We start from the raw sequence: 22,766 nt of genomic DNA on the forward strand, positions 1-22,766 counted from the left end.
ACAGGACCGCGAACATCGACATGAATCCCATGACCACCCCCTGCGCCCCTCGTGTGCCACCTGCCTGTGCGCCCCCATGGCTCACACAGCGGAATGCCACGACAACGAGCACGTGGTCACGCAGAGTTCCCGACATGCACAGAGAGTTTCATGCGGGTGGATACAGCAAGGTCTCAGACGGTGGTCGGCACCCAGTCCGGCAGCGCCTCGGTGCGCTCCACCCACGCGGCAGGCGGTGTCCCCGCCTTGCCCCCGGCGATCACCCCGCCCACGATGGCGCAGGTCGTGTCCACGTCGCCGCCCACCTGAGCGGTCGACCAGAACGCCTCCTCGTAGTCCCCGAGGGACCGGGCTGCCGACCAGAGGGCGAAAGGCACCGTGTCATGAGCTGTCGTGCGCCGTCCGCAGCCCAGCACGGCCGCGACGGTCCCCGCGTCGCCGTAGTCGAGCATGTCGCGGGCGCGTCGCAGGCCCGCTCCGACGGCGCTCTTGGGGACGAGCGCGATGACTCCGTCGAGGAGGGCCTCGGGGCTGGGCGGCCCTCCGGCAGCCGCGGCCAATGAGGCCGCCGCGGCGACGGCCATGGCGCCCACCACGGCCTCGCGGTGCTGATGCGTGGGGTAGGCGGAGATCTCGGCCTGGTGCACCGCCTGTTCCGGGTCGTCCGCGTACCAGGCTCCGAGGGGGGCGATCCGCATCGCGGCGCCGTTGCCCCAGGACCCCTGCCCGTTGAAGAGTGCGGCGGCGAGCTCACGCCAGTCGCCGCCCTCCCGGACCAGTCGCAGCAGACGGTTGACGGCGGGGCCGTAGCCACGGTCGAAGTCGTGGTGATGGGCGAAGGAGTGGGCCAGCGCGTCCTGGTCGATCCGGCGGTGGGCGCCCAGGACGGCCACCACGGAGCAGGCCATCTCGGTGTCGTCCGTCCACTGCCAGGGCTCGGACGGCAGCTCGCGCCGCTTCAGCAGCGGATAGTTCACCGGCACGAAGAACTGTGAGCCCAGCGCGTCCCCGACCGCGAGTCCGCGCAGGCTGGACAGGGCGCGGTCCAGGCGCCCGTCGGGAGAGGAGTCAGCGGTCATCGCTCTGCCACCCTATCCGGTGACCCCGTAGGGCTCCGGGTCACGCCACCGTTCAAAAGGCCGGTCGATCACGTACTTGCCGTCGTCCCCGAGAACGAGCATCCGCATCTCCGCGTTCCCCGGATTCGCCAGCGACTCGAATTCCGCGACGGTCCAGTGGAACCAGCGCATGCAGAACAGGCGCATCGCGAGGCCATGGGTCACCAGCAGGACGTTCGGCGGATGGTCGGGGGCCTCGAAGCTGCGGAACAGACTCTCGAGGAAGCCGCCGACCCGGTCGTACACGTCGGCCCCGGACTCCCCCTGAGCGAAGCGGTAGAAGAAGTGGCCGTAGGCGTCCCGGTAAGCCTTCTGCAGGCGCACGTCGTCACCGTCCTGCCAGTTCCCCCAGTCCTGCTCACGCAGCCGGGGCTCCTCACGCACGCGTACGAGCTCGGGGTCGAGGTGGAAGGCGCGGAACGTCTCGTGAGTGCGGCGGTAGGGGGAGACGTACACGCTGATCCGCTCGCGGCCGAACACCTCGCGCAGCCGTTTGCCGGTCTCCTCGGCCTGCTGCCAGCCCCGCTCGGTCAGCGCCAGAGCGTGGTCTGGCTCGCGTTCGTACACGGTGTCATCAACATTGCCCGTTGACTCGCCGTGCCGGACAAGGACGATGCGCCGTGGTCGTGCCATGTCATGACCCTAGATCGAGTGAGGGCCGATCGAGCACCCGTACGGCCTCCATACGGCGTAGGTCACACATTTCCTGCACCATGGGCCACACCAGTGCGCACGGTTAACAGTCCGCTTTTCAAACCGTCCAGCTCGGCTCCAGCTGCACGATGTCGCCCGTCAAAGACGCCACGTCCGCCTCGATCTGGGCGCGCAGCGCGAGGCGCTCGATGCGCTCCGTGCGGTACTTGCCGTGCTCGGCGGCCGACTGCCACATCGACAGCACCAGGAACTCATGGCCCGGCGCCTCACCGAACAGGCCGCGGATCATGCCCGGCGAACCGGCCATCGCGGGATTCCAGACCTTCTCCTGCATCAGCGTGAAGTGCTCGGCGCGCTCCCCGTGGACCCGGCAGTGGGCGACCCGTACGAGGTCGGTGTCCGTGAAGCGCGGTTCGAAGCCGGTCTTCACGTCGAAGCGGTAGTCGAAGAGCTTGACCTGCGCGTCCTTGAACGTGCCCGACTGTGTGGACGCGAGACGGTCGTGGGAACGGGCCATGAAGGAGTCGTAGAAGGAACGGCTCTCCCAGAAGGAGAAGATGTGCGCCACTCCGGTCCGCCCCCGGCTCCAGCCTCCGCCCTGTCCCCGAAACCCCGGCTCCCCCAGAAGCCCCGCCCATTTCCGCTGCCCGCGCTCGAAGCCGCGGCGGTCCACCACGGTGCAGCGAATCCACTTGACCAGCACCGCGCCATCGTAAGGCCACGCAGCGTGGCCCAGGTCACGCTCCGGCAGAGATCTCTCACGCGAGCGGTACGCGCGCGTGGCAGGATGGACAACCGGCCCCGGCTGCCTGGCAGTTCGGACCGTGGACACGGAGAAGGGGAAACCTGGTGAACGCCCTCAACAAGGGGATCCGCAAGGTCGAGGTCTCGCTGAAGTGGGATCCGAGTCCGGTGGGGAGCGCTGCCACCGACCTGGACATCGTCGCCGCAACGTATCTGGAGGCGGATCCGTACGGCGATCCCGCCTATGTGGTGCATTTCGACAGCCGCTCCCCCGACGGCACCATCACCCTCAATCGGGACAGCAAGGACGGCAAGGGTTTCGGCTGGGACGAGGTCATGACCCTGGAGCTCAACCGGCTCGACAGCCGGTACGCGCGCGTGGTCGTCGGTGTCGTCATCCAACAGCGCTCCGAGGACCGGACCTTCGTCGGTGTGCTCAACCCCGCGCTGCGGATCCGCGAGGGGTACACCGTGCTCACCGAGGACGACTTCGGCAGCGTCCTCGGGGCGACCGCGGCGACGGTCGCGGAGTTCGTGCGGGACGGGTCCGGAACGTGGGAGCTGCACCCCGGCATCCACGGCTCCGGGGACGACCCCGCGGGGTACACGCGGGCCATGGGGCAGGCACACCGGCCCTGATCAAGGGGTGCCGGTGCCGGTGCCGAGGCCTCCGAGCTCCAGGCCCTTGCGTTCCCAGTCCGCCGCGATTCTCGCGAGCCATACCAACTGCCCGTCGCCGGCGAGGAGTCCGGCTCGGGCGGTCTCACACCAGTCCTCGCAGTCGAGCAGCATGAGATAGACGCGATGCGAGGCCGCCCAACGCTCGGCGGGGCCGACAAAGTCTCGCTGTGTCTCCGAACCCAGGCTCCGGCCAGCGCCCCGGCGATGAAGAACCGTTCGGCCGACGGCCCGAGCCGAGCGGCCTGACGTACGTGAGCCGCCATGACGGCGTCGGCGTGCGGATACAGGGCCAGTGTCGTGCCCATGTCCGCGCAGTGGCACATGACATGGAGCAACCGCCCTGGTCCACGGCAAGGTCGCACAGCTCCTCCACCACGTTGACCCGGCCCCAGCCCGTGACCCGCTCCGCCAGCCAGAACAGCGTCTGCAGGCTCCCCGGCAGCCGCGCGAGCGCCGGCACGGCAAGGGGGCCGAAAGCGCGCGAAAGGATCCCGGGCGTCTGGATGCGCGGGATGTCGGCAGCGGTTCCGACGGCACCGAGCGGGGCGAGCCCGACGAGCACGTCGTACGCGTCCGCGCCATGGCGTACGAGCCAACGGCCGGTCGTACGGGTCCGATCGCCCGCTCTCACCGCCGCAGCGGTGATCCGCTCATTGGGGCGGTCCGGTACGTGGACACGGTCGAACCGGCCGACCAGGTCCCCGGGATGGGCGCCCGGGCAGTCAAAGTGCTACGTGCGTGCGGCCGCCGTCGGTGCAGGCGGAGCGCGTGCTCGGACAAGGGGATAGTCACCTTGCTCACCGGACGGTTGAGCGCTCGATTCTCTTGATCATGTCCAGGAGCTTGCCCTCAAGGACCCGAAACGGCAAGGGACGAAGCATCCATGAGCGAGACGGACCTGGTGCCACGGGCTGCTGACTGCAAGAGGCGGGGAGCCGGCACTTCGCCGGCTCCCCGCCTCTTGCAGTCACTTCACGCCTGAACGGCGCTCACCCTCAGCTGCAGCCGCTGGTGGAGCCGCAGCCCTCGCAGATGTAGCAGGAACCGGCCCGCTGCATCTTCGTACCGCAGGAGAAGCAGAGCGGGGCGTCGGCCTGGATGCCCAGCTGCATCTCCACCAGCTCGGCGCTGGTGTGGGCCTGCTTCGGGGCGGGCTTGGCCGCCTCGACCTCGGCCTTGGGGGTGACGACGGCCTTCAGCTCCTGGGCGCGCGGCGCCGACTGGGCCAGCCCTTCGACGTCCATCTCGTCATCGGACGGCTCGTACGAACCGGTCTCCAGGTGGCGCTGACGCTCCTCGGCGGAGTGGATGCCGAGCGCGGACCGCGTCTCGAAGGGCAGGAAGTCGAGTGCCAGGCGGCGGAAGATGTAGTCGACGATCGACTGCGCCATCCGCACGTCCGGGTCGTCCGTCATACCGGCCGGCTCGAAGCGCATGTTGGTGAACTTGGAGACGTACGTCTCCAGCGGCACGCCGTACTGGAGGCCGACGGACACCGCGATGGAGAAGGCGTCCATCATGCCCGCGAGGGTGGAGCCCTGCTTGGACATCTTCAGGAAGACCTCGCCGAGACCGTCATCCGGGTAGGAGTTGGCGGTCATGTAGCCCTCGGCGCCGCCGACCGTGAAGGACGTCGTGATGCCGGGACGGCCCTTGGGAAGACGCTTGCGGACCGGGCGGTACTCGACGACCTTCTCGACCGTCTCGCGGATGGTCGCCTCGGCCTTCGCCGTGACCTCGACCTTCTCCTTCTCCTTGGTCTTGGCGGAGAGGGGCTGGCCGACCTTGCAGTTGTCGCGGTAGATGGCGAGTGCCTTGACGCCCATCTTCCAGGCCTCGAAGTAGACCTCTTCGACGTCCTCGACGGTCGCCGTCTCCGGCAGGTTGACCGTCTTGGAGAGCGCGCCGGAGATCCAGGGCTGGATCGCGGCCATCATCCGGACGTGGCCCATCGCGGAGATGGAGCGCTCGCCCATCGCGCAGTCGAAGACCTCGTAGTGCTCGTGCTTGAGGCCCGGAGCATCGACGACATTGCCGTTCTCGGCGATGTGGGCGACGATCGCCTCGATCTGCTCCTCCTGGTAACCCAGGCGGCGCAGGGCCTGCGGGACGGTGCCGTTGACGATCTGCATCGAGCCGCCGCCGACCAGCTTCTTGAACTTGACCAGGGCGAGGTCGGGCTCGAGACCGGTGGTGTCGCAGGACATCGCGAGACCGATGGTGCCGGTCGGAGCGATGACGGACGCCTGGGCGTTACGGAAACCGTTCTTCTCACCGACACGCAGCACGTCCTGCCAGGCCTCCGTGGCGGCGGCCCAGATCGGCGTGTCCAGGTCGTCCACGCGGACGGCCTTGGTGTTCTCGTCGGAGTGCTGCTTCATGACCCGCAGGTGCGGCTGCGCGTTGCGGGCGTAGCCGTCGTACGGGCCGACGACCGCGGCGAGCTCGGCGGAACGCTTGTACGACGTGCCGGTCATCAGGGAGGTGATGGCACCGGCGAGGGCGCGGCCGCCGTCCGAGTCGTACGCGTGGCCGGTCGCCATCAGCAGGGCGCCGAGGTTGGCGTAGCCGATGCCGAGCTGGCGGAACGCGCGCGTGTTCTCACCGATCTTCTGCGTCGGGAAGTCCGCGAAGCAGATGGAGATGTCCATCGCGGTGATGACGAGCTCGACGACCTTGGCGAAGCGCTCGACCTCGAAGGACTGGTGGCCCTTGCCGTCGTCCTTGAGGAACTTCATCAAGTTCAGCGAGGCGAGGTTGCAGGACGTGTTGTCCAGGTGCATGTACTCGCTGCAGGGGTTCGAGCCGTTGATACGGCCGGACTCCGGGCAGGTGTGCCAGTGGTTGATGGTGTCGTCGTACTGGATGCCCGGGTCGGCGCAGGCCCAGGCCGCCTCGGCCATCTTGCGGAACAGGGTCTTGGCGTCGACCTCTTCGATGACCTCGCCGGTCATGCGGGACGTCAGGCCGAACTTGCCGCCCGTCTCGACGGCCTTCATGAACGTGTCGTTCACACGGACCGAGTTGTTGGCGTTCTGGTACTGGACCGACGTGATGTCGTCGCCGCCCAGGTCCATGTCGAAGCCCGCGTCACGCAGGGCGCGGATCTTCTCCTCTTCCTTCACCTTGGTCTCGATGAAGTCCTCGATGTCGGGGTGGTCGACGTCGAGGATGACCATCTTGGCGGCGCGACGGGTGGCACCACCGGACTTGATCGTTCCCGCGGAGGCGTCGGCACCGCGCATGAAGGAGACGGGACCCGAGGCGTTGCCGCCGGAGGACAGCAGTTCCTTGGAGGAGCGGATCCGGGAGAGGTTCAGGCCGGCACCGGAGCCGCCCTTGAAGATCATGCCCTCTTCCTTGTACCAGTCGAGGATCGACTCCATGGAGTCGTCGACGGCCAGGATGAAGCACGCGGAGACCTGCTGCGGCTGCGGGGTTCCGACGTTGAACCAGACGGGGCTGTTGAAGCTGAAGATCTGGTGCAGGAGGGCGTACGCCAGCTCGTGCTCGAAGATCTCGGCGTCGGCGGGCGAGGCGAAGTACTTGTAGTCCTCGCCGGCCTTCCGATACGTCTTCACGATGCGGTCGATCAGCTGCCTGAGGCCGGTCTCGCGCTGCGGGGTGCCGACGGCACCGCGGAAGTACTTGCTGGTGACGATGTTGACCGCGTTCACCGACCAGAAGTCGGGGAACTCGACGCCACGCTGCTCGAAGTTGACCGAGCCGTCGCGCCAGTTGGTCATGACGACGTCACGACGCTCCCAGGCCACCTCGTCGTACGGATGCACGCCGGGGGTGGTGTGGATGCGCTCGATACGCAGCCCCTTGGTCGCCTTGGTGCCCTTGGCGCGGGAACTCCGTGCCGGACCGCTCGCCGTCTCTGTCATGCCGCCTCCCTGTACAGGCAAAAACGCCCTGAAATGCCACGATGTTCCCGTGGCACTGTGTTGTGTCTGGTGTCGCGGGCACCCACGTGCATGCCGCCCGCAACAAGTCGTCGTCCGACGCCGCCCGGCCGGATCCGGGGTCTTGGCCCGGTTCCGGCCCGCCGGTCAGTCGGCGGCGTGGGCGGGTTCGGGGACCTGAGCAGTCCCTCCGGACCCGCGGTCGTCTTCCTGGCCCCCCGTGACAGCCCCTTCGCGGTCCTCGTCGTCCGCGGTGGGGGGTCCCGTCTGGTGCCTGAGCTCCACGATTGCGGCCTCGAAGTCCTCGAGCGAGTCGAACGCCCGGTAGACGGAGGCGAATCGCAGATAGGCGACCAGGTCGAGCTCCTGCAACGGGCCGAGTATGGCCAGCCCGACGTCATGGGTGGTCAGCTCGGCGCTTCCGGTGGCCCGCACCGCCTCCTCGACCCGTTGGCCGAGTTGGGCGAGCGCGTCCTCGGTGACAGGTCGCCCCTGGCATGCCTTGCGCACGCCGTTGATGACCTTGGTACGACTGAAAGGCTCGGTGACCCCGGACCGCTTGACCACCATGAGCGAGCACGTCTCCACGGTCGTGAAACGACGGGAGCAGTCCGGACACTGGCGGCGCCTGCGGATCGACGTGCCGTCGTCGGTCGTACGACTGTCGACGACGCGGCTGTCGGGGTGCCTGCAGAAGGGGCAGTGCATGAAGTCCCAACCCTCCTCACAGCAGAATCAATAGCCTCGCTGGGCCTCTTGGGCCCCTCGAAGCAGCCCCCAGCATAGGCGATCGCCGAGGGTCCGGAGACCCGGGGGACCACAACTTCTGGGCTGCTGTAGCAATCCAAGCACTAGATGTAGGGATCGGCTCCATAAACACGCCGTACGCGCGTGTCGCGCCCGTATTGGCATGTGCCGCACGACAACGCCGCCACGCCGGGGACGCTCATGCACAGGCGTACCGCTGCGCCGCATGCGGAGATACCGTGGGCACCGCACGGAGGGGACGTGGGGCTCCCGCGCAGATGAGGACCGGGGCCCTGCCGCCGGAGCACCGGATGGCAGACTGGGGCACCAGCCCATGAGGTCCCCACCTCGGCGGTGAAGAGTACAACAAAGGGCCCTTTTGTCCGCCGGACATCACGTTAGCCATACACCCAGACACATGATCGCGGCAGGCAATCCGCGATTTTTCACTCGAACGTGTGTTTGGCGCAACCTTTCGAAAGCAACTACCGTTGTCCAGCAGGGAGACCATCGAGAGGGGCCGACGTGACCACCACCGCAGACAGTGCCACCATCACTGCCCAGGACCGCTCCCAGGACCGACCCGAGCCGGTGCATGCGATGAACGAAGCCACGAATCCCGAGGGGCACAAGCGCTCCCTGCCGGGCCGACCGCCAGGCATCCGGGCGGACAGCTCGGGGCTCACCGACCGGCAGCGCCGGGTGATCGAGGTCATCAGGGACTCCGTGCAGCGGCGCGGCTACCCGCCGTCGATGAGGGAGATCGGACAGGCCGTTGGTCTCTCCAGCACCTCCTCGGTCGCACACCAGCTCATGGCACTGGAACGCAAGGGCTTCCTGCGGCGCGACCCGCACCGCCCGCGCGCATACGAGGTGCGCGGCTCGGACCAGGCCGCCTCCGCCCAGCCCACGGACACCGCCGGCAAGCCCGCCGCGTCCTACGTCCCGCTGGTGGGCCGAATCGCCGCCGGCGGCCCGATCCTCGCGGAGGAGTCCGTCGAGGATGTGTTCCCGCTCCCCCGACAGCTCGTCGGTGACGGCGAGCTGTTCGTCCTGAAGGTCGTCGGCGACTCCATGATCGAGGCCGCCATCTGCGACGGCGACTGGGTCACGGTCCGCCGTCAGCCCGTCGCCGAGAACGGCGACATCGTGGCCGCCATGCTCGACGGCGAGGCCACCGTCAAGCGCTTCAAGCGCGAAGACGGCCACGTCTGGCTGCTCCCGCACAACGCGGCCTACGAGCCGATCCCCGGCGACGACGCGACCATCCTCGGCAAGGTGGTGGCAGTGCTGCGCCGCGTGTGACGGCCGCGGCGGGCGGACCACTTCGACGTCCGCCCTCTGACCGGGCCCCGGGACCTCTGCGCCGGTTCCGGGGCCCAGTGCTGTGCGGGCGCCTTACGGCGGTCCAGGCGACCGATGCCTTCGCCGAGCGTGGGTTGGCCTGGCCGGCGACGGTCAAGCCAACCCACGCCCTTACTCCGCTTCCGCCGACTTCGCCGTCGCGTCGATCGAGGCCAGCGACTTCCGGACCTGGTTACGGTCCGTCGTGTACCAGAAGTCGGGCAGCGACGCCTTGAGGTAGCTCCCGTATCGCGCGGTGGCGAGCCGCTGATCCAGTACGGCGACCACACCTCGGTCCCCCGACGCCCGCACGAGACGGCCGGCGCCTTGCGCCATGAGCAGCGCCGCGTGCGTGGCGGCGACCGCCATGAAGCCGTTGCCGCCTGCGTCCTCCACCGCTTTCTGCCGAGCGCTCATGAGCGGGTCGTCGGGGCGCGGGAAGGGGATCTTGTCCATGACGACCAGCTGGCAGCTGGGACCGGGCACGTCTACGCCCTGCCAGAGCGACAGCGTGCCGAACAGGCATGTCTTCGGGTCTGCCGCGAAGTTCTTGATCAGCTCCCCGAGGGTCTCCTCGCCCTGAAGGAGGATCGGGAACTCGGGGATACGGGAGCGTAGTTCCTCGGCGGCGAGCTGGGCGGCCCGCATCGACGAGAACAGTCCCAGGGTGCGACCGCCGGCCGCCTGGATCAGTTCCGTGAGCTCGTCGAGCATGTCCGCGCGGTCGCCGTCCCGCGCGGGGCGCGAGAGGTGCTTGGCGACATAGAGGATGCCCTGCTTCGGATAATCGAAGGGCGAGCCGACGTCGACGCCCTTCCACTGCGGAAGGTCGTCTCCTTCGGTGCCCTCGGGGGACAGTCCCAGGGAGGCGCCGACGCCGTTGAAGTCGCCGCCCAGCTTCAAGGTCGCCGAAGTCAGGACGACGGAGCGGTCCGCGAAGAGCTTCTCCCTCAGCAGGCCCGACACGGACATGGGGGCGACACGCAGTGATGCGCCGAAGCGGTCGTGCCGTTCGTACCAGACGACATCCCACTCGGAGCCGTTGGTGATCCGCTCCGCCACGTCGTGCACGCTCTCGACAGAGGCCAGAGCCTGCTTGCGTACGGAGTCCTCGTCCTGGACGGACTTGTCGCGGGTGGCGCCGATGGCGGAGATGACTGTACGGGCGGCATCGCGCAGCGCCATGAGGGCGTAGCCGAGGTCTTCCGGGATCTCCTCCAGGCGGCCCGGCAGCGCGAGTTCCATCAGCCGCTCGAAGCCCTCGGCGGCGGTCTGGAGCTGGTCGGCGGCCTTCTCGTTGACGAGCCTCGCCGCCCGGCGCACCGCGCGGTTGACCTGCCCGGGGGTGAGCTCGCCGGTGGCGACTCCGGTGACCCGGGAGACCAGCTCGTGCGCCTCGTCGACGATCAGTACCTCGTGCTGCGGCAGTACCGGGGCGCCCTCGATGGCGTCGATGGCGAGGAGCGCGTGGTTGGTGACGACGACGTCGGCGAGCTTGGCGCGCTCACGGGCCATCTCGGCGAAGCACTCCGCGCCGTACGCGCACTTCGTGGCGCCCAGGCACTCCCGGGACGACACCGACACCTGGGCCCAGGCCCGGTCGGAGACGCCCGGGGTGAGGTCGTCGCGGTCGCCGTTCTCCGTCTCGTCCGACCAGTCGCGAAGCCTCAGCAGGTCCTGGCCCAGCTTGCTGGTGGGCGCGGCCGCCTCGAACTGGTCGAAGAGGCCCTCTTCCTCCTCCTGCGGCACTCCCTCGTGGAGGCGGTGCAGACACAGGTAGTTCGACCTGCCCTTGAGCATCGCGAACTCCGGGCGGCGGCGGAGCTGAGGGTGCAGCGCGTCGACCGTGCGCGGGAGGTCCCGCTCCACGAGCTGGCGCTGCAGGGCCAGGGTGGCAGTGGCCACGACGACTCTCTCCCCGTGCGCGAGCGCGGGCACGAGGTAGCCCAGCGACTTTCCGGTGCCGGTGCCGGCCTGGACCAGCAGATGGGAGCCGTCGTCGATCGCCTCCGCGACGGCTTCGGCCATGGTCACCTGACCTGGGCGCTCCGTGCCGCCGACGGCAGCGACGGCGGCATGCAGGAGTTCGGGGAGTGAGGGCTTCGTCATAGCGCGACAACCCTACGGCCCACCACTGACAAACGAGAGGCCAAGGGGGGACGAGGGGCGGGATCAAGGCCGGGTGCGGGAGGGGCTGGGGATCGGATGGGTTCGCTTGAGGTCGGGATTGGGCGATTCAGAGTCGGTTTCGGTCTGTGCGGAGGTGGGATCGGTTCGGATGCGAGATGGGTGCGTCGGCTCGGTCCGGATCGGTCAATTCCGGACGGGATCGGTCTGCTGTGCGCGGGCCCGTCGGACACTCAGGTGCGGACCGGGTCTGGCGCGGACTGGCTGAGCACGGACTGCTTGACCAGGGACTTGTCGGGTGCCGACCGGTCGAGCGGTGTCGGTCGAAGGCATGCAGGCGGTCAGTACTGGCCCAGGATCGTCCGGTCAGGCGTCCCGCACCGGCAAAGCACGGCGGTGTCGCTCCGGCTTGAAAAAGGTGCGGCGCGAGTGGAACCGGGCCGGGACGAGCGGTGTACCAAAAGTGACAATGTCGCGACGTTGTGTCACACCAGATCGCGCAGGCATCGGTCTCGGACCATGAGGGCGGCTCGTTTGTCGGGCAGGTCGACCTCGGCGGAGAACCGGAAGCCGGCGCTCAGGAAGGCGGAGACGGAAGGGATGTTTCGCATGGCGGGTTCGGCGATGACACGGGCGCAGGCGGGGCGCTTGTCGAGCGCGAGGTCGGCGACGGCTCGGAGCAGTGCGCTGCCGAGACCTCGTCCGCGGTCCGTGACCGAGCCGATGAGGAGGTGGATACCCGTGTCGTGAGGTCGGGCGGGATAGTGGCGGGCCAAGGGATCGAGGTCTGCCCGGTAGATCTCCCAGTAGCTCATCGGCGTGCCGTCCAGGACGCCTAGGCAGGGGACGCTTCGGCCATCTCCGGCGAGCTGGGCGCGCACATGGTCCGCGGCCAAATTCCGGGGGCCGGACAGTTGCCAGAACTCCGCGACGGTCGGGTCGTTCATCCAGTGGCTGATGAGCGCAAGGTCTTGCTCGCCCTGGACAGGGACGAGGTGGAACACCCCCACGGGCGTGTCCACGGATCCCCAGTCGGTGACGCAATCGAGGAGGTCGGCACATGCCCGGGTGGCCGATCCGGGTCCTGCCGTGTCGTGCTCGCCGCGTCGGTCCTCACCGCTGTCAGAGGGGTCATTCGCGATGAGCGCGAGGAATTCGTCGGGCAGGCGCAGTTCGAGGGTGTCCTCGCTGTCGGATTCCCAAGCTGGACCGGCGTCGATACCCCGGACGGAATCGGCATCGGCGACGCCCGGGCCGGCCCCGAAGGTGGTGCAGCGGTCGGCCGGGCCAGGGTTGGTGCAGGTTGCGGCATCGGTGCCGGGGGCGGTACCGGCGTCGGCACTCGCGTCGGTGGAAGGCACGGCGACGCTCCTCTCAGGAGACGGGTCGGGGCATGTTCCTCAGGAATGAAGGTGGTTGACGGTGACCACGGGCGAAGGAACGCCGGCGATGAGGCGATACACGGCGGTGATCACGAGTGCAGGGGGTTGGCGATGGTGACGTACACGGACTGGGTGTCGACCGGGCCGACGAGTTCGTCGAGGCCATGCAGTCGGGTCAGGAGGTTGGCCTTGCAACGAAGAACGGGCGAGTCGAGCAGGCGGGCGGGCAGTGAGGTGCGCAGCCGGGAGGGTCCGGAGGCGACCTCGCTCAGGAAACGGCGGAAGGCTGCGAGCAGCAGCCGTTCGTCGGCGAGGCGCTGGGAGCCGAACGCACCGATGAGACCGAGGACGTTGTTGATGCCGAGGTAGTACGCGAAACGCTCGTCGGTGACCTCGTCGGAGACGAATGTGTCGCTGTGCTCGCCGGTTCCGGGAAGCCTGGCGTCGAGTTCCGCACGTCGGGAGGCTCGGAAGTAGTAGCCCTGGTTGTCCCGGTAACGGCCTCCCACGGGCCAACCGTCGCCGTCCAGGTGGACCAGCGTGTTCTGCTGATGCGCCTCCAGAGCGATGCCCGCCTCCGCGTCGAACCACAGCACCGGACGGACGACCTGCTCCAGATAGCGCAGGAACCACTCGGCGGCGACGGCACCCAGCGGTCGACCGGTCCGGCCCGCGAGGCGCGTGACGACGTCGGCGAGACGGGACCGCGTGGTCGGCGGGTCGGCCGTTCCACCGCCCGTGGTGCTGTCCGGCCAGGGGGAGGGTCTGGGCGAGACGAGCCCGGCGACGCAGGAGACGTCGTCCGTGGGACGGAAAGGGTTGTGCCGGATCATCACATCGAGTCCCGGCACGGGTTGGCCGTCCGGCCCGTCCACGGCCAGCCACGCCGGGTCGCGGACGATGTCGAAGCCAGGATGAACGGCCTGCCAGTGCTCGACGAGCCCACTGCGCAGAAGGCGGTGGACCTCGACGCCTCGGTGGAGTTCCTTACGGAGATTTTCGCGGCGGGAGTTGGTGATACGCAGTCCCAGCGAGAGCTTGAGCATGGCCGGGGCACCGGAGCGATACACAGTCCGGACGGAGGAGGTGGCGTGCCACGCGGAGCCGTGTGCTCCGAGATCCTTGAGCAGTCCGGCGTCGAGCAGGGCCGCGGTCGCGGGATGGTGCCGGACTTCCCGCAACTGCCAGGGGTGGAGCGGCAGGGCGGCGTGTCCGTCGGGCAGGGGCAGGCCGGTTTCGGCGAGGCGTGCTGTGAGTTGTGCCGCCGGGATGGGGCGGCCGCGCTCGGTCCAGGCCGAGTCGGTGGCGAGTACGGAAGGAGCGACAGCGAGCCAGTGGAGGGGGAAGCAACCGCGCAACTCAGGTGAGTAGAGGGGTGCTTCGACCTCGGAGAGACCCTCACGGCTCTTCGGAGCGGGGTGCAGGGGGTGTCCGAGCACCAATGCCTGTTCGGCGGCTAGGAAGAGGTCGGATTCGTCGGAGGGATGCTTTCTGTGCTCGTCGATGAACGTGGCGGTGCGGCGCACGGAGTCGGCTACGCGTGCGGCGAGGTCGTTGCCGGCGGCGGCGTCCAGGAGTGTGAAGGCGGCTTGGCCGACGGGGGCACGGACGGCGGCCGGCCCGCTGTCGGTGGCCGGGCTGGAGACCGCGGTCAGGGCCCGGGCGTCGGGACCTCCGCCCGACCTCTCCCTGGTGAGCAGTGCGGTGACCGTGACGGCGTCGACGGGCGGGGCCTGTGGGGGAACGTCAGCCAGACGGGGAGGGCCGAAGCGGTGCCAGCCCGTCGGGGACCAATAGTGGACGGGGGTCAGCAGAGCGGTGCCGCTGGCGGGCAGAGGGATGCGGAGGGTGCCGTCGGCGGGGGCGGGGAGGTCGGCCTCGCGCACCCAACAGCGGAGGAGGTTCTCCACGGCTGCGGCCTGGGCCGCGATGTGCGGGTCGGGATGGTCCAGGGGTTCCGCAGGGGTGCCCCGCGGCCGGTCGACGCTCTGACGGTTTCCCGGCGCGGGGGTCCAGTCCTGGCCGGGGACCTGTCCTGGAACCCGCTCCTGACCTGGTCCGTCGCCTCGGCTGGAGGTCTTCGCTTCCTGAGGACTGCGTCGTCCCTGTTCCGGCACCCGTTCCTGCGGGCGAGGGGCCGCGACGGTCGCCGGTCCGGGCTCGGGCTGCCGGGAAGTCTCCGTGACGGAGGGGCCTCGGGTGGGTGTGTGGACCGGGCCGTCGGGTGCGGAGGTGCTGTTCAAGGCTGTTCCTCGTGAGCGGGTTCTGGGTCGTGAGAGCGGGCCGGGGTCATGTGTGGGAGTGCGTCGGTCTGTGGCGTCTTGGTCGGTGGTGAGTCGAATGGGGGTGCGATGTCTTTCCGGAGCTGGAGCAGCGGGTCGGGGTCGGTCCAGGTCGCGATGCGCGCGTGGGCGTCCGCGCGATGCGTGTCATCGGCCGGCGGGCTGGCCCACGCGTGCGGCGCGATCGCCGTGACGGTGGTGTGCGTGACCCGATGGGCCTGTCTGGCCGTGAGAGGTGTGGCCGCGAGCCACCGCCTCCACCGCGTCGGACAGCCGGTCGAGCACCGCGTCCGCCTGCTCGTCGCTGATGGTCAGGGGTGGGAGGAGGCGTACGACGCTCGCGTGGCGGCCACCGAGTTCGACGATGAGGCCGCGCCGCAGACACTCCCGCTGGACCGCGGCGGCGAGTTCAGGAGCGGCAGGGCGGGAATCGGTGGCCGCACTCTCGGCAGACCCGCTCCGGCCGGCTTCAGCCTCAGCATGCCGACGCCCCACCTCGGGATCCACCAGCTCGACCCCGAACATCAGCCCCCTTCCCCGCACCTCCCCCACACACGAAAGGCGCTGCCCCAGATCCCTGAGTCGGCACAGCATCCGCGCCCCCAGTACCGACGCGCGCTCGGCGAGACCGTTCTCGCGGACGTACGTGAGCGTCGCGGTGCCCGCCGCCAGGGCGAGCTGGTTGCCGCGGAACGTGTCTGCGGGAGCGCCGCGTTCGCAGCGGCCGAGGTCGTCGCGGTGGACCAGGACGGACAGCGGCAGGCTGCCCCCGATGGCCTTGGAGAGGATCATCACATCGGGAGTGATGCCACTGTGCTCCACCGCCCAGAAGGCGCCGGTGCGACCGACTCCCGTGTGGACCTCGTCGGCGATCAGGGGGATGGATCGGGCCGCAGTGATCTGCCGCATGCGCCGCATCCAGGTATCCGGCGCGGGGATGACTCCGCCCTCGCTCTGTACGGCTTCGACGATCAACCCGGCAGGTCTCGGGGCACCCGACACGGGGTCGTCGAGGAGGGACTCGGTCCAGCGGGCGGTGAGTTCGGTGCCGCGAGTGCCGCCGACGCCGAACGGGCAGCGGTAGTCCTGCGGATAGGGCAGCCGCGTGACGCGGACGCCGGCCGCCTCCTCGGAGGTGTCGAATGCCGAGGTGGCCATGCAGTGGTGGGCGCCGGTGAAGGCCAGCATGCCGGTGCGCCCGGTTGCCGCCCGGACGAGCTTGAAGGCGGCCGCCACCGCGTCCGTGCCCGCCGGTCCGCAGAACTGCACGCGCGCGTGGTCGGCGAGACCGGCCGGCAGGGTGCGGAACAACTCGGCGACGAAGGCGTCCTCGACGGGGGTGGCCAGGTCGAGAGCGTGCAGGGGCGCGCCCGAGTCGAGGACCTTGCGGATGGCCTCCAGCACCACGGGATGGTTGTGCCCCAGCGCAAGGGCCCCCGCGCCGGAGAGACAGTCCAGGTAGCGGCGGCCGTCCGCGCCCTCGATGGTGAGTCCGCGCGCCCGCACGGGCACGATCGGAAGGGCACGCGCATAGGTGCGCGCCGCCGACTCGCGTGCCGACTGTCGGCGCGGGGCCCCCTCGGACACGCACCCGCCGTGCGAAGACTCGGCCACGTCTCGCTGTCCTCCCGCCGTCGTCACACGCCCAGGGGTGAGCCGAAGTCGCACCACGGGCACAGGGGACCGCACAGAAACAGCAGACCCCCACGGCTACCAACCCCGGACGGTTCGCCCGGTTACGGGTTGCCTCAAGATCCTTGCCGTGACGGAACCGTTGCCGTTCCGTGGGGAGTCCCCCACAGCGAGCGCATAGTGTGTGTTGCCGTTCCAAGAGGCCGTGCGCCCACAGGAGAACGGCACCGGACGGACCAGAGCCGCCGGAGTGCCGATGTGGGGGTCACGGCCGCAGCGCCTAGTTCGTTCACCTCAGGGGGAGTCAGATCATGCGATCCATACGGCCGTTGTCCACCGTCCGCCGGGAAAGGGGGGCGCGCCGCAGAACCTCCCCCGTGCTGGCCGCCGTTGCTCTCGCCTCGGCGCTCGCGCTCACGGCGACCGCCTGCGACTCGGGTGACGCCGAGGCAGGCGGCGAGTCCTCCGCCTCCGCCACGTCGGGCGACGAGAAGATCACCATCCCGGACGACATCAAGGACCGGCTCAAGGAGCACGGGATCGACGTCGACAAGTGGAAGGACGGCGCCTGGAAGGACTGGAGCAAGGACGACTGGCTGCGCGAGGCCGAGGACTACATCAACCCGATCATCGAGGGCCTGTGGGACCCGGACCGGATGCGGGAGGCCGAGGAGCCGGACCAGGAGGTCGACGACAGCGACCTCGACGGTGACCAGGGCGTGACCGACCCGGAGCCTGCGCCGGTGGACGCGAAGGCCGTGTCGCCTACGTATCACGACAGCGTCCCCGAGGCGGGCAAGGTGTTCTTCGACTCCCCCGAAGGACAGATGGTCTGCTCGGCAACGGTCGTGCAGGACCCGGCCAACCCCGGCAAGTCCAACATGGTGTGGACGGCGGGCCACTGTGTCCACGCGGGCAAGAGCGGCGGCTGGTACCGCAACCTCGCGTTCGTGCCGTCGTACAACGACAAGGGCCTGGCCACCGCCGAGTTGGAGAGTGCCGCTCGGGAAGAGGTCGCTCCGTACGGCGTCTGGTGGGCCGACTGGGCGCAGACCTCGGACCAGTGGATCGAGCAGGGCGGTACGACGGGCGGCGACGGAGCCTCGTACGACTTCGCGGTCATTCATGTGACTCCGGAGGAGGGCGGCACGGGCAAGTCGCTGGAGGAGACGGTCGGTTCGGCTCTGCCGGTGGACTTCAAGGCTCCGGCCGCGACGAAGATCCAGGACATGACGGCGACCGGCTACCCGGCCGCGGAGCCGTTCGACGGCCAGACGCTGTACCAGTGCCAGGACAAGCCGGGTCGGCTGTCGATCAGCGCCTCGGACCCGACGATGTACCGCATCGGATGCACCATGACGGGCGGCTCGTCCGGTGGCGGCTGGGTCGCGACCGGTTCCAACGGCAAGCCGGCGCTGGTGTCCAACACCTCGATCGGCCCGGTGACCGCGGGCTGGCTGGCCGGACCGCGGCTGGGCGAGGTGGCCAAGGGCGTGTACGACTCGGTCAGCGACAAGTTCGCCGGTCAGTGACGACGACGGCGACGGGGCGGTTCACCGGGCCCCCGGCTCACGAAAACCTTCACCGCCCCGTCGCCGTTCGCCCTCAATTCCACGGGCATAGTGGGTTCTCGCGTCACGAGGGGGTTCGCGCAGAGCACGGACCCGCATGAGTGACACGCCCATGACACCAACGCACTGTGAAACACCAATCGCTCCAACGGGGGTTACCGCACCATGCGTTCCACACGTACGTCCGCGACGCCGAGTCGCAGGCGGCGCACCGCTCTTGCCGTCACCGGCCTCGCCGCCGCCCTGGCGCTGACCGCGACCGCCTGCGAAGGCTCGGACACGGCGAGCGACAAGGCGGGCGCCACGACGTCCCAGGCCGCCGACAGCGGCAACGACAAGGTCCAGATACCTGCCGACCTCGCGGACAAGCTCAAGGAGCACGGCATCGACGTCGACCAGTGGAAGGACGGCGCCTGGAAGGACTGGGACAAGGACAAGTGGCTCAGTGAGGCCAAGGACTTCGTCAACCCGGTGATCGAGGGCCTCTGGAAGCCGGAGCGGATGAAGTCCGCGAAGGAGGCCAACAAGACGTACTCGACGAAGGACGCGGCGGCCGACCAGGGCGTCAGCGACCCGGACCCGGTGCCCGTGGAGGCCTCGGCCGAGAAGACGCCGTACCACGAGAACGCGGCCCCCGTCGGCAAGATCTTCTTCGACACTCCCGAGGGCTCGGCCGTCTGCTCGGGCACGGTCGTCAAGGACGTGAACCACCCGGGGAAGTCGAACCTGGTGTGGACGGCCGGTCACTGCGTGCACGCGGGCGACGGCGGCGGCTGGTACCGCAACATCATGTTCGTCCCTGCCTACAACGACTACGGCAAGTCCGAGGCGCAGCTGACGAATTCCAACCCCGCCGAGATCGCGCCGTACGGCCAGTGGTGGGCGGACTGGGCGTCGACCTCGAACGAGTGGATCGCGGGCGGCTCGGAGACCGGCGGTGCCGGTGCCGCGTACGACTACTCGGTGCTGCACGTGAAGCCGGAGTCCGGCGCCAAGTCGCTGGAGGAGACGGTCGGAGCCGCGCTGGACGTGGACTTCTCCGCCCCGTCCGCGACCGAGGTCGCCAAGATGGGCGCCTGGGGCTACCCGCAGGCGGCGCCGTACAACGGTCTCAAGATGTTCAAGTGCATCGACCGGCCGGGCCGGCTCTCGCTCAGCACGACGCTGCCGACGATGTACCGCATCGGCTGCACGATGACCGGCGGTTCGTCCGGCGGCGGCTGGTTCCGGGTGGTGGACGGCGAGACCAAGCTGGTCTCGAACACGTCGATCGGCCCGGCCGACAACACCTGGCTGGCCGGTCCGCAGCTGGGCCAGGGGGCCGAGGCTATCTACCAGAGCATGAGCAAGACGTACGGCGGTCAGTGACCGGAACACGCTGAAGGCCCGCCCCCTGCGGAGGGGGCGGGCCTTCACGGCGTTCCTGAAGAGCTATGGCCGTCAGGCGACCGGCACCGCGACCGGCACGTACGGCGCGAGATCCGCCGCCAGCTCCTCATGCACCCGGACCTTGAGCAGGGTGCCCTCCGGGGTGTGCTCCTCGGAGATCACCTCGCCCTCGGTGTGGGCGCGGGCGACGAGCTTGCCGAGCGTGTACGGCACGAGCGCCTCGACCTCGACCGACGGCCGCGGCAGCTCGTTGTCGATGAGTGCGAGCAGTTCCGCGATGCCCTGGCCGGTACGGGCCGAGACCGCGATGGAGCGCTTCTCGATCCGCATCAGCCGCTGGAGCGTCAGCGGGTCCGCCGCGTCGGCCTTGTTGATCACGACGATCTCGGGCACGCGGGTGGCGCCCACGTCCGTGATCACCTCGCGCACGGCGGCCAGCTGCTCCTCCGGGTTCGGGTGCGAGCCGTCCACCACGTGCAGGATCAGATCGGACTCGCCGACCTCCTCCATGGTGGAGCGGAACGCCTCGACCAGGTGGTGCGGCAGGTGGCGTACAAAGCCGACGGTGTCCGCCAGTGTGTACAACCGTCCGCTCGGGGTCTCGGCCCGGCGCACGGTCGGGTCGAGGGTCGCGAACAGGGAGTTCTCGACCAGCACGCCCGCGCCCGTGAGGCGGTTGAGCAGCGAGGACTTGCCGGCGTTGGTGTAGCCCGCGATGGCGACGGACGGCACCTTGTTGCGCTTGCGTTCCTGGCGCTTGATCTCGCGGCCGGTCTTCATGTCCGCGATTTCCCGGCGCATCTTCGCCATCTTCTCGCGGATCCGTCGCCGGTCCGTCTCGATCTTGGTCTCACCGGGACCACGGGTGGCGAGGCCGCCGCCCTTGCCGCCGCCCATCTGACGGGACAGCGACTGACCCCAGCCGCGCAGTCGCGGCAGCATGTACTGCATCTGCGCGAGCGCGACCTGCGCCTTGCCCTCTCGGGACTTGGCGTGCTGGGCGAAGATGTCGAGGATCAGGGCCGTACGGTCGATGACCTTGACCTTGACGACGTCTTCGAGGTGGATGAGCTGGCCCGGGCTGAGCTCACCGTCGCAGATGACGGTGTCGGCGCCGGTCTCCAGGACGATGTCCCTGAGCTCGGTGGCCTTGCCGGATCCGATGTAGGTGGCCGCGTCGGGCTTGTCGCGGCGCTGGATCACGCCGTCGAGCACGAGCGCGCCCGCGGTCTCCGCGAGGGCGGCGAGCTCCGCGAGGGAGTTCTCCGAGTCCTGTGCGGTCCCCGAGGTCCAGACGCCGACGAGCACGACCCGCTCCAGGCGGAGCTGGCGGTACTCGACCTCGGTGACGTCCTCGAGTTCGGTGGAGAGGCCTGCCACGCGGCGCAGGGCCGCGCGCTCGGAGCGGTCGAACTGGTCGCCGTCCCGCTCTCCGTCGATCTCGTGGCTCCAGGCGACGTCCTCTTCCATCAGGGCATCGGCCCGAAGACCTTCGGGGTGTGAGTGCGCGAAGCGCTGCGAGTCCTGGGAAGGGGATGAAGAGGAGGTCATTGGGTCCTTACGTCGTTGGGGATGCCGATTCGGCGACCGTCACTGGTGACAACGCACGAGTACCCCGGGAGATTCCCGTGTCCCGTGCCGCGCCGACCTGAAGATGGTCGCACGGCACGGCCCGTCTCGTCATCGCCTTATTTCGCGGCCTTCCCCGTGGCCGCCTTCGGGATCGCCACCGACTTCCAGTCCGGGTGGCCCGGCATCGGCGGGGTCTTCTCGCCGTAGAGCCAGTCCTGGAAGAAGCCCCCCAGGTCGCGGCCCGAGATCTCCTCGGCGAGCGCGACGAAGTCGGCGGTCGTGGCGACGCCGTCCTCGTGACGGCTCACCCAGGCCCGCTCCAGACCCTGGAAGGCAGGCCGGCCGATCTCCTCGCGCAGGGCGTAGAGGACCAGCGCGGCGCCGTCGTAGACGTTGGGACGGAAGATGCTGATCTTCTGGCCGGGATTCGGTGCCTTGGGCGTGGCCGGCGGTCCGCCCGCGGCGCGCCAGCGGTCGGAGGCGCCGTACGCGGCCTTCATCCGCGTCTCCATGGGCCTGTCGGCCTTCTCCTCGGCGTACAGGGCCTCGTACCAGGTGGCGTGTCCCTCGTTGAGCCACAGGTCGGACCAGTTGCGGGGGCTGACGCTGTCGCCGAACCACTGGTGGGCGAGTTCGTGCACCATGATCGACTCGACGTACCACTTGGGATAGGCGGGCTCGGTGAACAGGTCTCTCTCGAAGAGAGAGAGGGTCTGCGTCTCGAGTTCGAAGCCGGTGCCGGCGTCGGCCATGAGCAGGCCGTACGTCTCGAAGGGGTAGCGGCCGATCTTGCTCTCCATCCAGGAGATCTGGTCGGGGGTCTTCTCCAGCCAGGGTTCGAGCGCCTCGCGGTGCTTGGTGGGCACGACGTCACGGACCGGCAGTCCGTGCGGGCCGGTGCGGTGCAGCACGGTGGAGCGGCCGATGGACACCTGGGTGAGCTCGGTGGCCATGGGGTGCTGGGTGCGGTACGTCCACGTGGTCTCCCCGGCGACCCGGTCCACGCCGGTCGGCAGGCCGTTCGCGACGGCGGTGTAGCCGTCGGGCGCGGTGACCCGGATCGTGAACATCGCCTTGTCGGAGGGGTGGTCGTTGCACGGGAACACCAGATGGGCGGCGTCGGCCTGGTTGGCCATGGCGAGGCCGTCCGTGGTCCGCACCCAGCCGCCGTCGCGGCCCTGGGCGGGCACGGGATCGCTGGTGTGTTGCACGGTGATCCGCATCCAACTGCCGCCGGGCAGCGGTTCCTCGGGCGTGACCACCAGGTCCTCGCCGACGCCGGTGAACGTGGCGGGCTCGCCGTCCACCTCGACCGAATCGACCTTGCCGTGAGCGAAGTCGAGGTTAATGCGGTCCAGTTCGGTGGTCGTCCAGGCGTCGATCGTGGTGACGGCCTTCAGCGGCTTGCTGTTGGAGCCGGGATAGGTGAAGGCGAGGTCGTACGACGCCACGTCGTACCCGGGGTTGCCCAGGTGCGGGAAGAGACGGTCGCCGACGCCCAGCGGGGTGGCGGGAGCGCTCGCGGCGACGAGACAGACGGAGACGGCGGAGGCGAGCAGCGCGGCCGCCTTCAGCCGGCGAGGGCTCCTGGCGTGGGGGGTGAGCAGCATGCACC

Annotated in this window: 16 protein-coding genes; 4 read left to right on the forward strand and 12 right to left on the reverse strand. The window is 69.2% G+C overall.

Features of this window, described 5'->3' with window-relative positions:
* Window positions 1-173: 173 nt before the first annotated feature.
* From QF037_RS13700 to QF037_RS13710, 3 genes are all read right to left on the reverse strand, one after another.
* Complete coding sequence (locus QF037_RS13700; RefSeq protein WP_307025031.1) at window positions 174-1,079, reverse strand: ADP-ribosylglycohydrolase family protein; 906 nt, start codon at window positions 1,077-1,079, stop codon at window positions 174-176.
* A 12-nt stretch (window positions 1,080-1,091) separates the two neighbouring features.
* Window positions 1,092-1,751 (reverse strand): histidine phosphatase family protein, encoded by a 660-nt coding sequence (locus QF037_RS13705; RefSeq protein WP_307025033.1) that lies wholly within the window; start codon window positions 1,749-1,751, stop codon window positions 1,092-1,094.
* A gap of 118 nt (window positions 1,752-1,869) precedes the next feature.
* Window positions 1,870-2,475 carry a YdbC family protein gene (locus QF037_RS13710; protein WP_307025035.1) on the reverse strand — a complete coding sequence of 202 codons (606 nt, stop codon included), beginning with the start codon at window positions 2,473-2,475 and terminating at the stop codon, window positions 1,870-1,872.
* Window positions 2,476-2,621: 146 nt separating this feature from the next.
* Between QF037_RS13710 and QF037_RS13715 the strand changes: the two genes are divergently transcribed.
* Window positions 2,622-3,155: a TerD family protein gene (locus QF037_RS13715; RefSeq protein WP_307025037.1), complete on the forward strand. Its 534-nt coding sequence runs from the start codon at window positions 2,622-2,624 to the stop codon at window positions 3,153-3,155.
* Here the strand turns inward: QF037_RS13715 and QF037_RS13720 are convergent, their stop codons facing one another.
* The 3 genes from QF037_RS13720 to nrdR all read right to left on the reverse strand — a co-directional run bounded on the left by QF037_RS13720 (window position 3,156) and on the right by nrdR (window position 7,813).
* Entirely contained in the window at window positions 3,156-3,308 is a 153-nt protein-coding gene (locus tag QF037_RS13720; protein WP_307025039.1) for a hypothetical protein, read from the reverse strand.
* An 884-nt stretch (window positions 3,309-4,192) separates the two neighbouring features.
* Entirely contained in the window at window positions 4,193-7,087 is a 2,895-nt protein-coding gene (locus QF037_RS13725) for a vitamin B12-dependent ribonucleotide reductase (RefSeq protein ID WP_307025041.1), read from the reverse strand.
* A 165-nt stretch (window positions 7,088-7,252) separates the two neighbouring features.
* Window positions 7,253-7,813, reverse strand: coding sequence for a transcriptional regulator NrdR (gene nrdR / locus QF037_RS13730; RefSeq protein WP_307025043.1), 561 nt, complete (start codon window positions 7,811-7,813; stop codon window positions 7,253-7,255).
* Between the two features lie 564 nt (window positions 7,814-8,377).
* Between nrdR and lexA the strand changes: the two genes are divergently transcribed.
* Window positions 8,378-9,157, forward strand: a complete 780-nt coding sequence (gene lexA / locus QF037_RS13735; RefSeq protein ID WP_307025045.1) for a transcriptional repressor LexA — start codon at window positions 8,378-8,380, stop codon at window positions 9,155-9,157.
* Between the two features lie 171 nt (window positions 9,158-9,328).
* On the opposite strand, the gene QF037_RS13740 is transcribed toward lexA, so the two are convergent.
* The 4 genes from QF037_RS13740 to QF037_RS13755 form a co-directional block, all read right to left on the reverse strand.
* Complete coding sequence (locus QF037_RS13740; RefSeq protein ID WP_307025047.1) at window positions 9,329-11,305, reverse strand: ATP-dependent DNA helicase; 1,977 nt, start codon at window positions 11,303-11,305, stop codon at window positions 9,329-9,331.
* Between the two features lie 503 nt (window positions 11,306-11,808).
* Complete coding sequence (locus QF037_RS13745) at window positions 11,809-12,684, reverse strand: GNAT family N-acetyltransferase (protein WP_373463717.1); 876 nt, start codon at window positions 12,682-12,684, stop codon at window positions 11,809-11,811.
* 110 nt (window positions 12,685-12,794) lie between these two features.
* Complete coding sequence (locus tag QF037_RS13750; RefSeq protein ID WP_307037153.1) at window positions 12,795-14,657, reverse strand: IucA/IucC family protein; 1,863 nt, start codon at window positions 14,655-14,657, stop codon at window positions 12,795-12,797.
* Between the two features lie 477 nt (window positions 14,658-15,134).
* The gene (locus QF037_RS13755) at window positions 15,135-16,628 is read right to left on the reverse strand and encodes a diaminobutyrate--2-oxoglutarate transaminase family protein (RefSeq protein ID WP_373463719.1); all 1,494 of its coding nucleotides are present in this window, start codon (window positions 16,626-16,628) and stop codon (window positions 15,135-15,137) included.
* A 302-nt stretch (window positions 16,629-16,930) separates the two neighbouring features.
* On the opposite strand from QF037_RS13755, the gene QF037_RS13760 reads away from it, so the two are divergent.
* Window positions 16,931-18,151 carry a trypsin-like serine peptidase gene (locus QF037_RS13760; protein WP_307025051.1) on the forward strand — a complete coding sequence of 407 codons (1,221 nt, stop codon included), beginning with the start codon at window positions 16,931-16,933 and terminating at the stop codon, window positions 18,149-18,151.
* Between the two features lie 204 nt (window positions 18,152-18,355).
* Window positions 18,356-19,558, forward strand: coding sequence for a trypsin-like serine peptidase (locus tag QF037_RS13765; RefSeq protein ID WP_307025053.1), 1,203 nt, complete (start codon window positions 18,356-18,358; stop codon window positions 19,556-19,558).
* Between the two features lie 72 nt (window positions 19,559-19,630).
* Here QF037_RS13765 and hflX read toward each other — a convergent pair whose 3' ends face one another.
* Complete coding sequence (hflX, locus tag QF037_RS13770; RefSeq protein ID WP_307025055.1) at window positions 19,631-21,130, reverse strand: GTPase HflX; 1,500 nt, start codon at window positions 21,128-21,130, stop codon at window positions 19,631-19,633.
* Between the two features lie 137 nt (window positions 21,131-21,267).
* A complete protein-coding gene (locus tag QF037_RS13775) occupies window positions 21,268-22,761 on the reverse strand; it encodes a M1 family metallopeptidase (protein ID WP_307025057.1) in 1,494 nt (497 codons plus the stop codon).
* Between the last annotated feature and the right edge of the window lie 5 nt (window positions 22,762-22,766).

Origin of the sequence: Streptomyces canus (assembly GCF_030815415.1) — a bacterium.
Classification (GTDB): domain Bacteria; phylum Actinomycetota; class Actinomycetes; order Streptomycetales; family Streptomycetaceae; genus Streptomyces; species Streptomyces canus_F.

Excerpts from the sequence above, each read along its gene's own strand:
- QF037_RS13705 (WP_307025033.1), bottom strand. The coding sequence starts at position 1,751 with ATGGCACGACCACGGCGCATCGTCCTTGTCCGGCACGGCGAGTCAACG.
- QF037_RS13775 (WP_307025057.1), bottom strand. The coding sequence starts at position 22,761 with ATGCTGCTCACCCCCCACGCCAGGAGCCCTCGCCGGCTGAAGGCGGCC.
- QF037_RS13740 (WP_307025047.1), bottom strand. The coding sequence starts at position 11,305 with ATGACGAAGCCCTCACTCCCCGAACTCCTGCATGCCGCCGTCGCTGCC.
- hflX (WP_307025055.1), bottom strand. The coding sequence starts at position 21,130 with ATGACCTCCTCTTCATCCCCTTCCCAGGACTCGCAGCGCTTCGCGCAC.
- QF037_RS13725 (WP_307025041.1), bottom strand. The coding sequence starts at position 7,087 with ATGACAGAGACGGCGAGCGGTCCGGCACGGAGTTCCCGCGCCAAGGGC.
- QF037_RS13700 (WP_307025031.1), bottom strand. The coding sequence starts at position 1,079 with ATGACCGCTGACTCCTCTCCCGACGGGCGCCTGGACCGCGCCCTGTCC.
- nrdR (WP_307025043.1), bottom strand. The coding sequence starts at position 7,813 with ATGCACTGCCCCTTCTGCAGGCACCCCGACAGCCGCGTCGTCGACAGT.
- QF037_RS13720 (WP_307025039.1), bottom strand. The coding sequence starts at position 3,308 with ATGCTGCTCGACTGCGAGGACTGGTGTGAGACCGCCCGAGCCGGACTC.
- QF037_RS13765 (WP_307025053.1), top strand. The coding sequence starts at position 18,356 with ATGCGTTCCACACGTACGTCCGCGACGCCGAGTCGCAGGCGGCGCACC.
- QF037_RS13760 (WP_307025051.1), top strand. The coding sequence starts at position 16,931 with ATGCGATCCATACGGCCGTTGTCCACCGTCCGCCGGGAAAGGGGGGCG.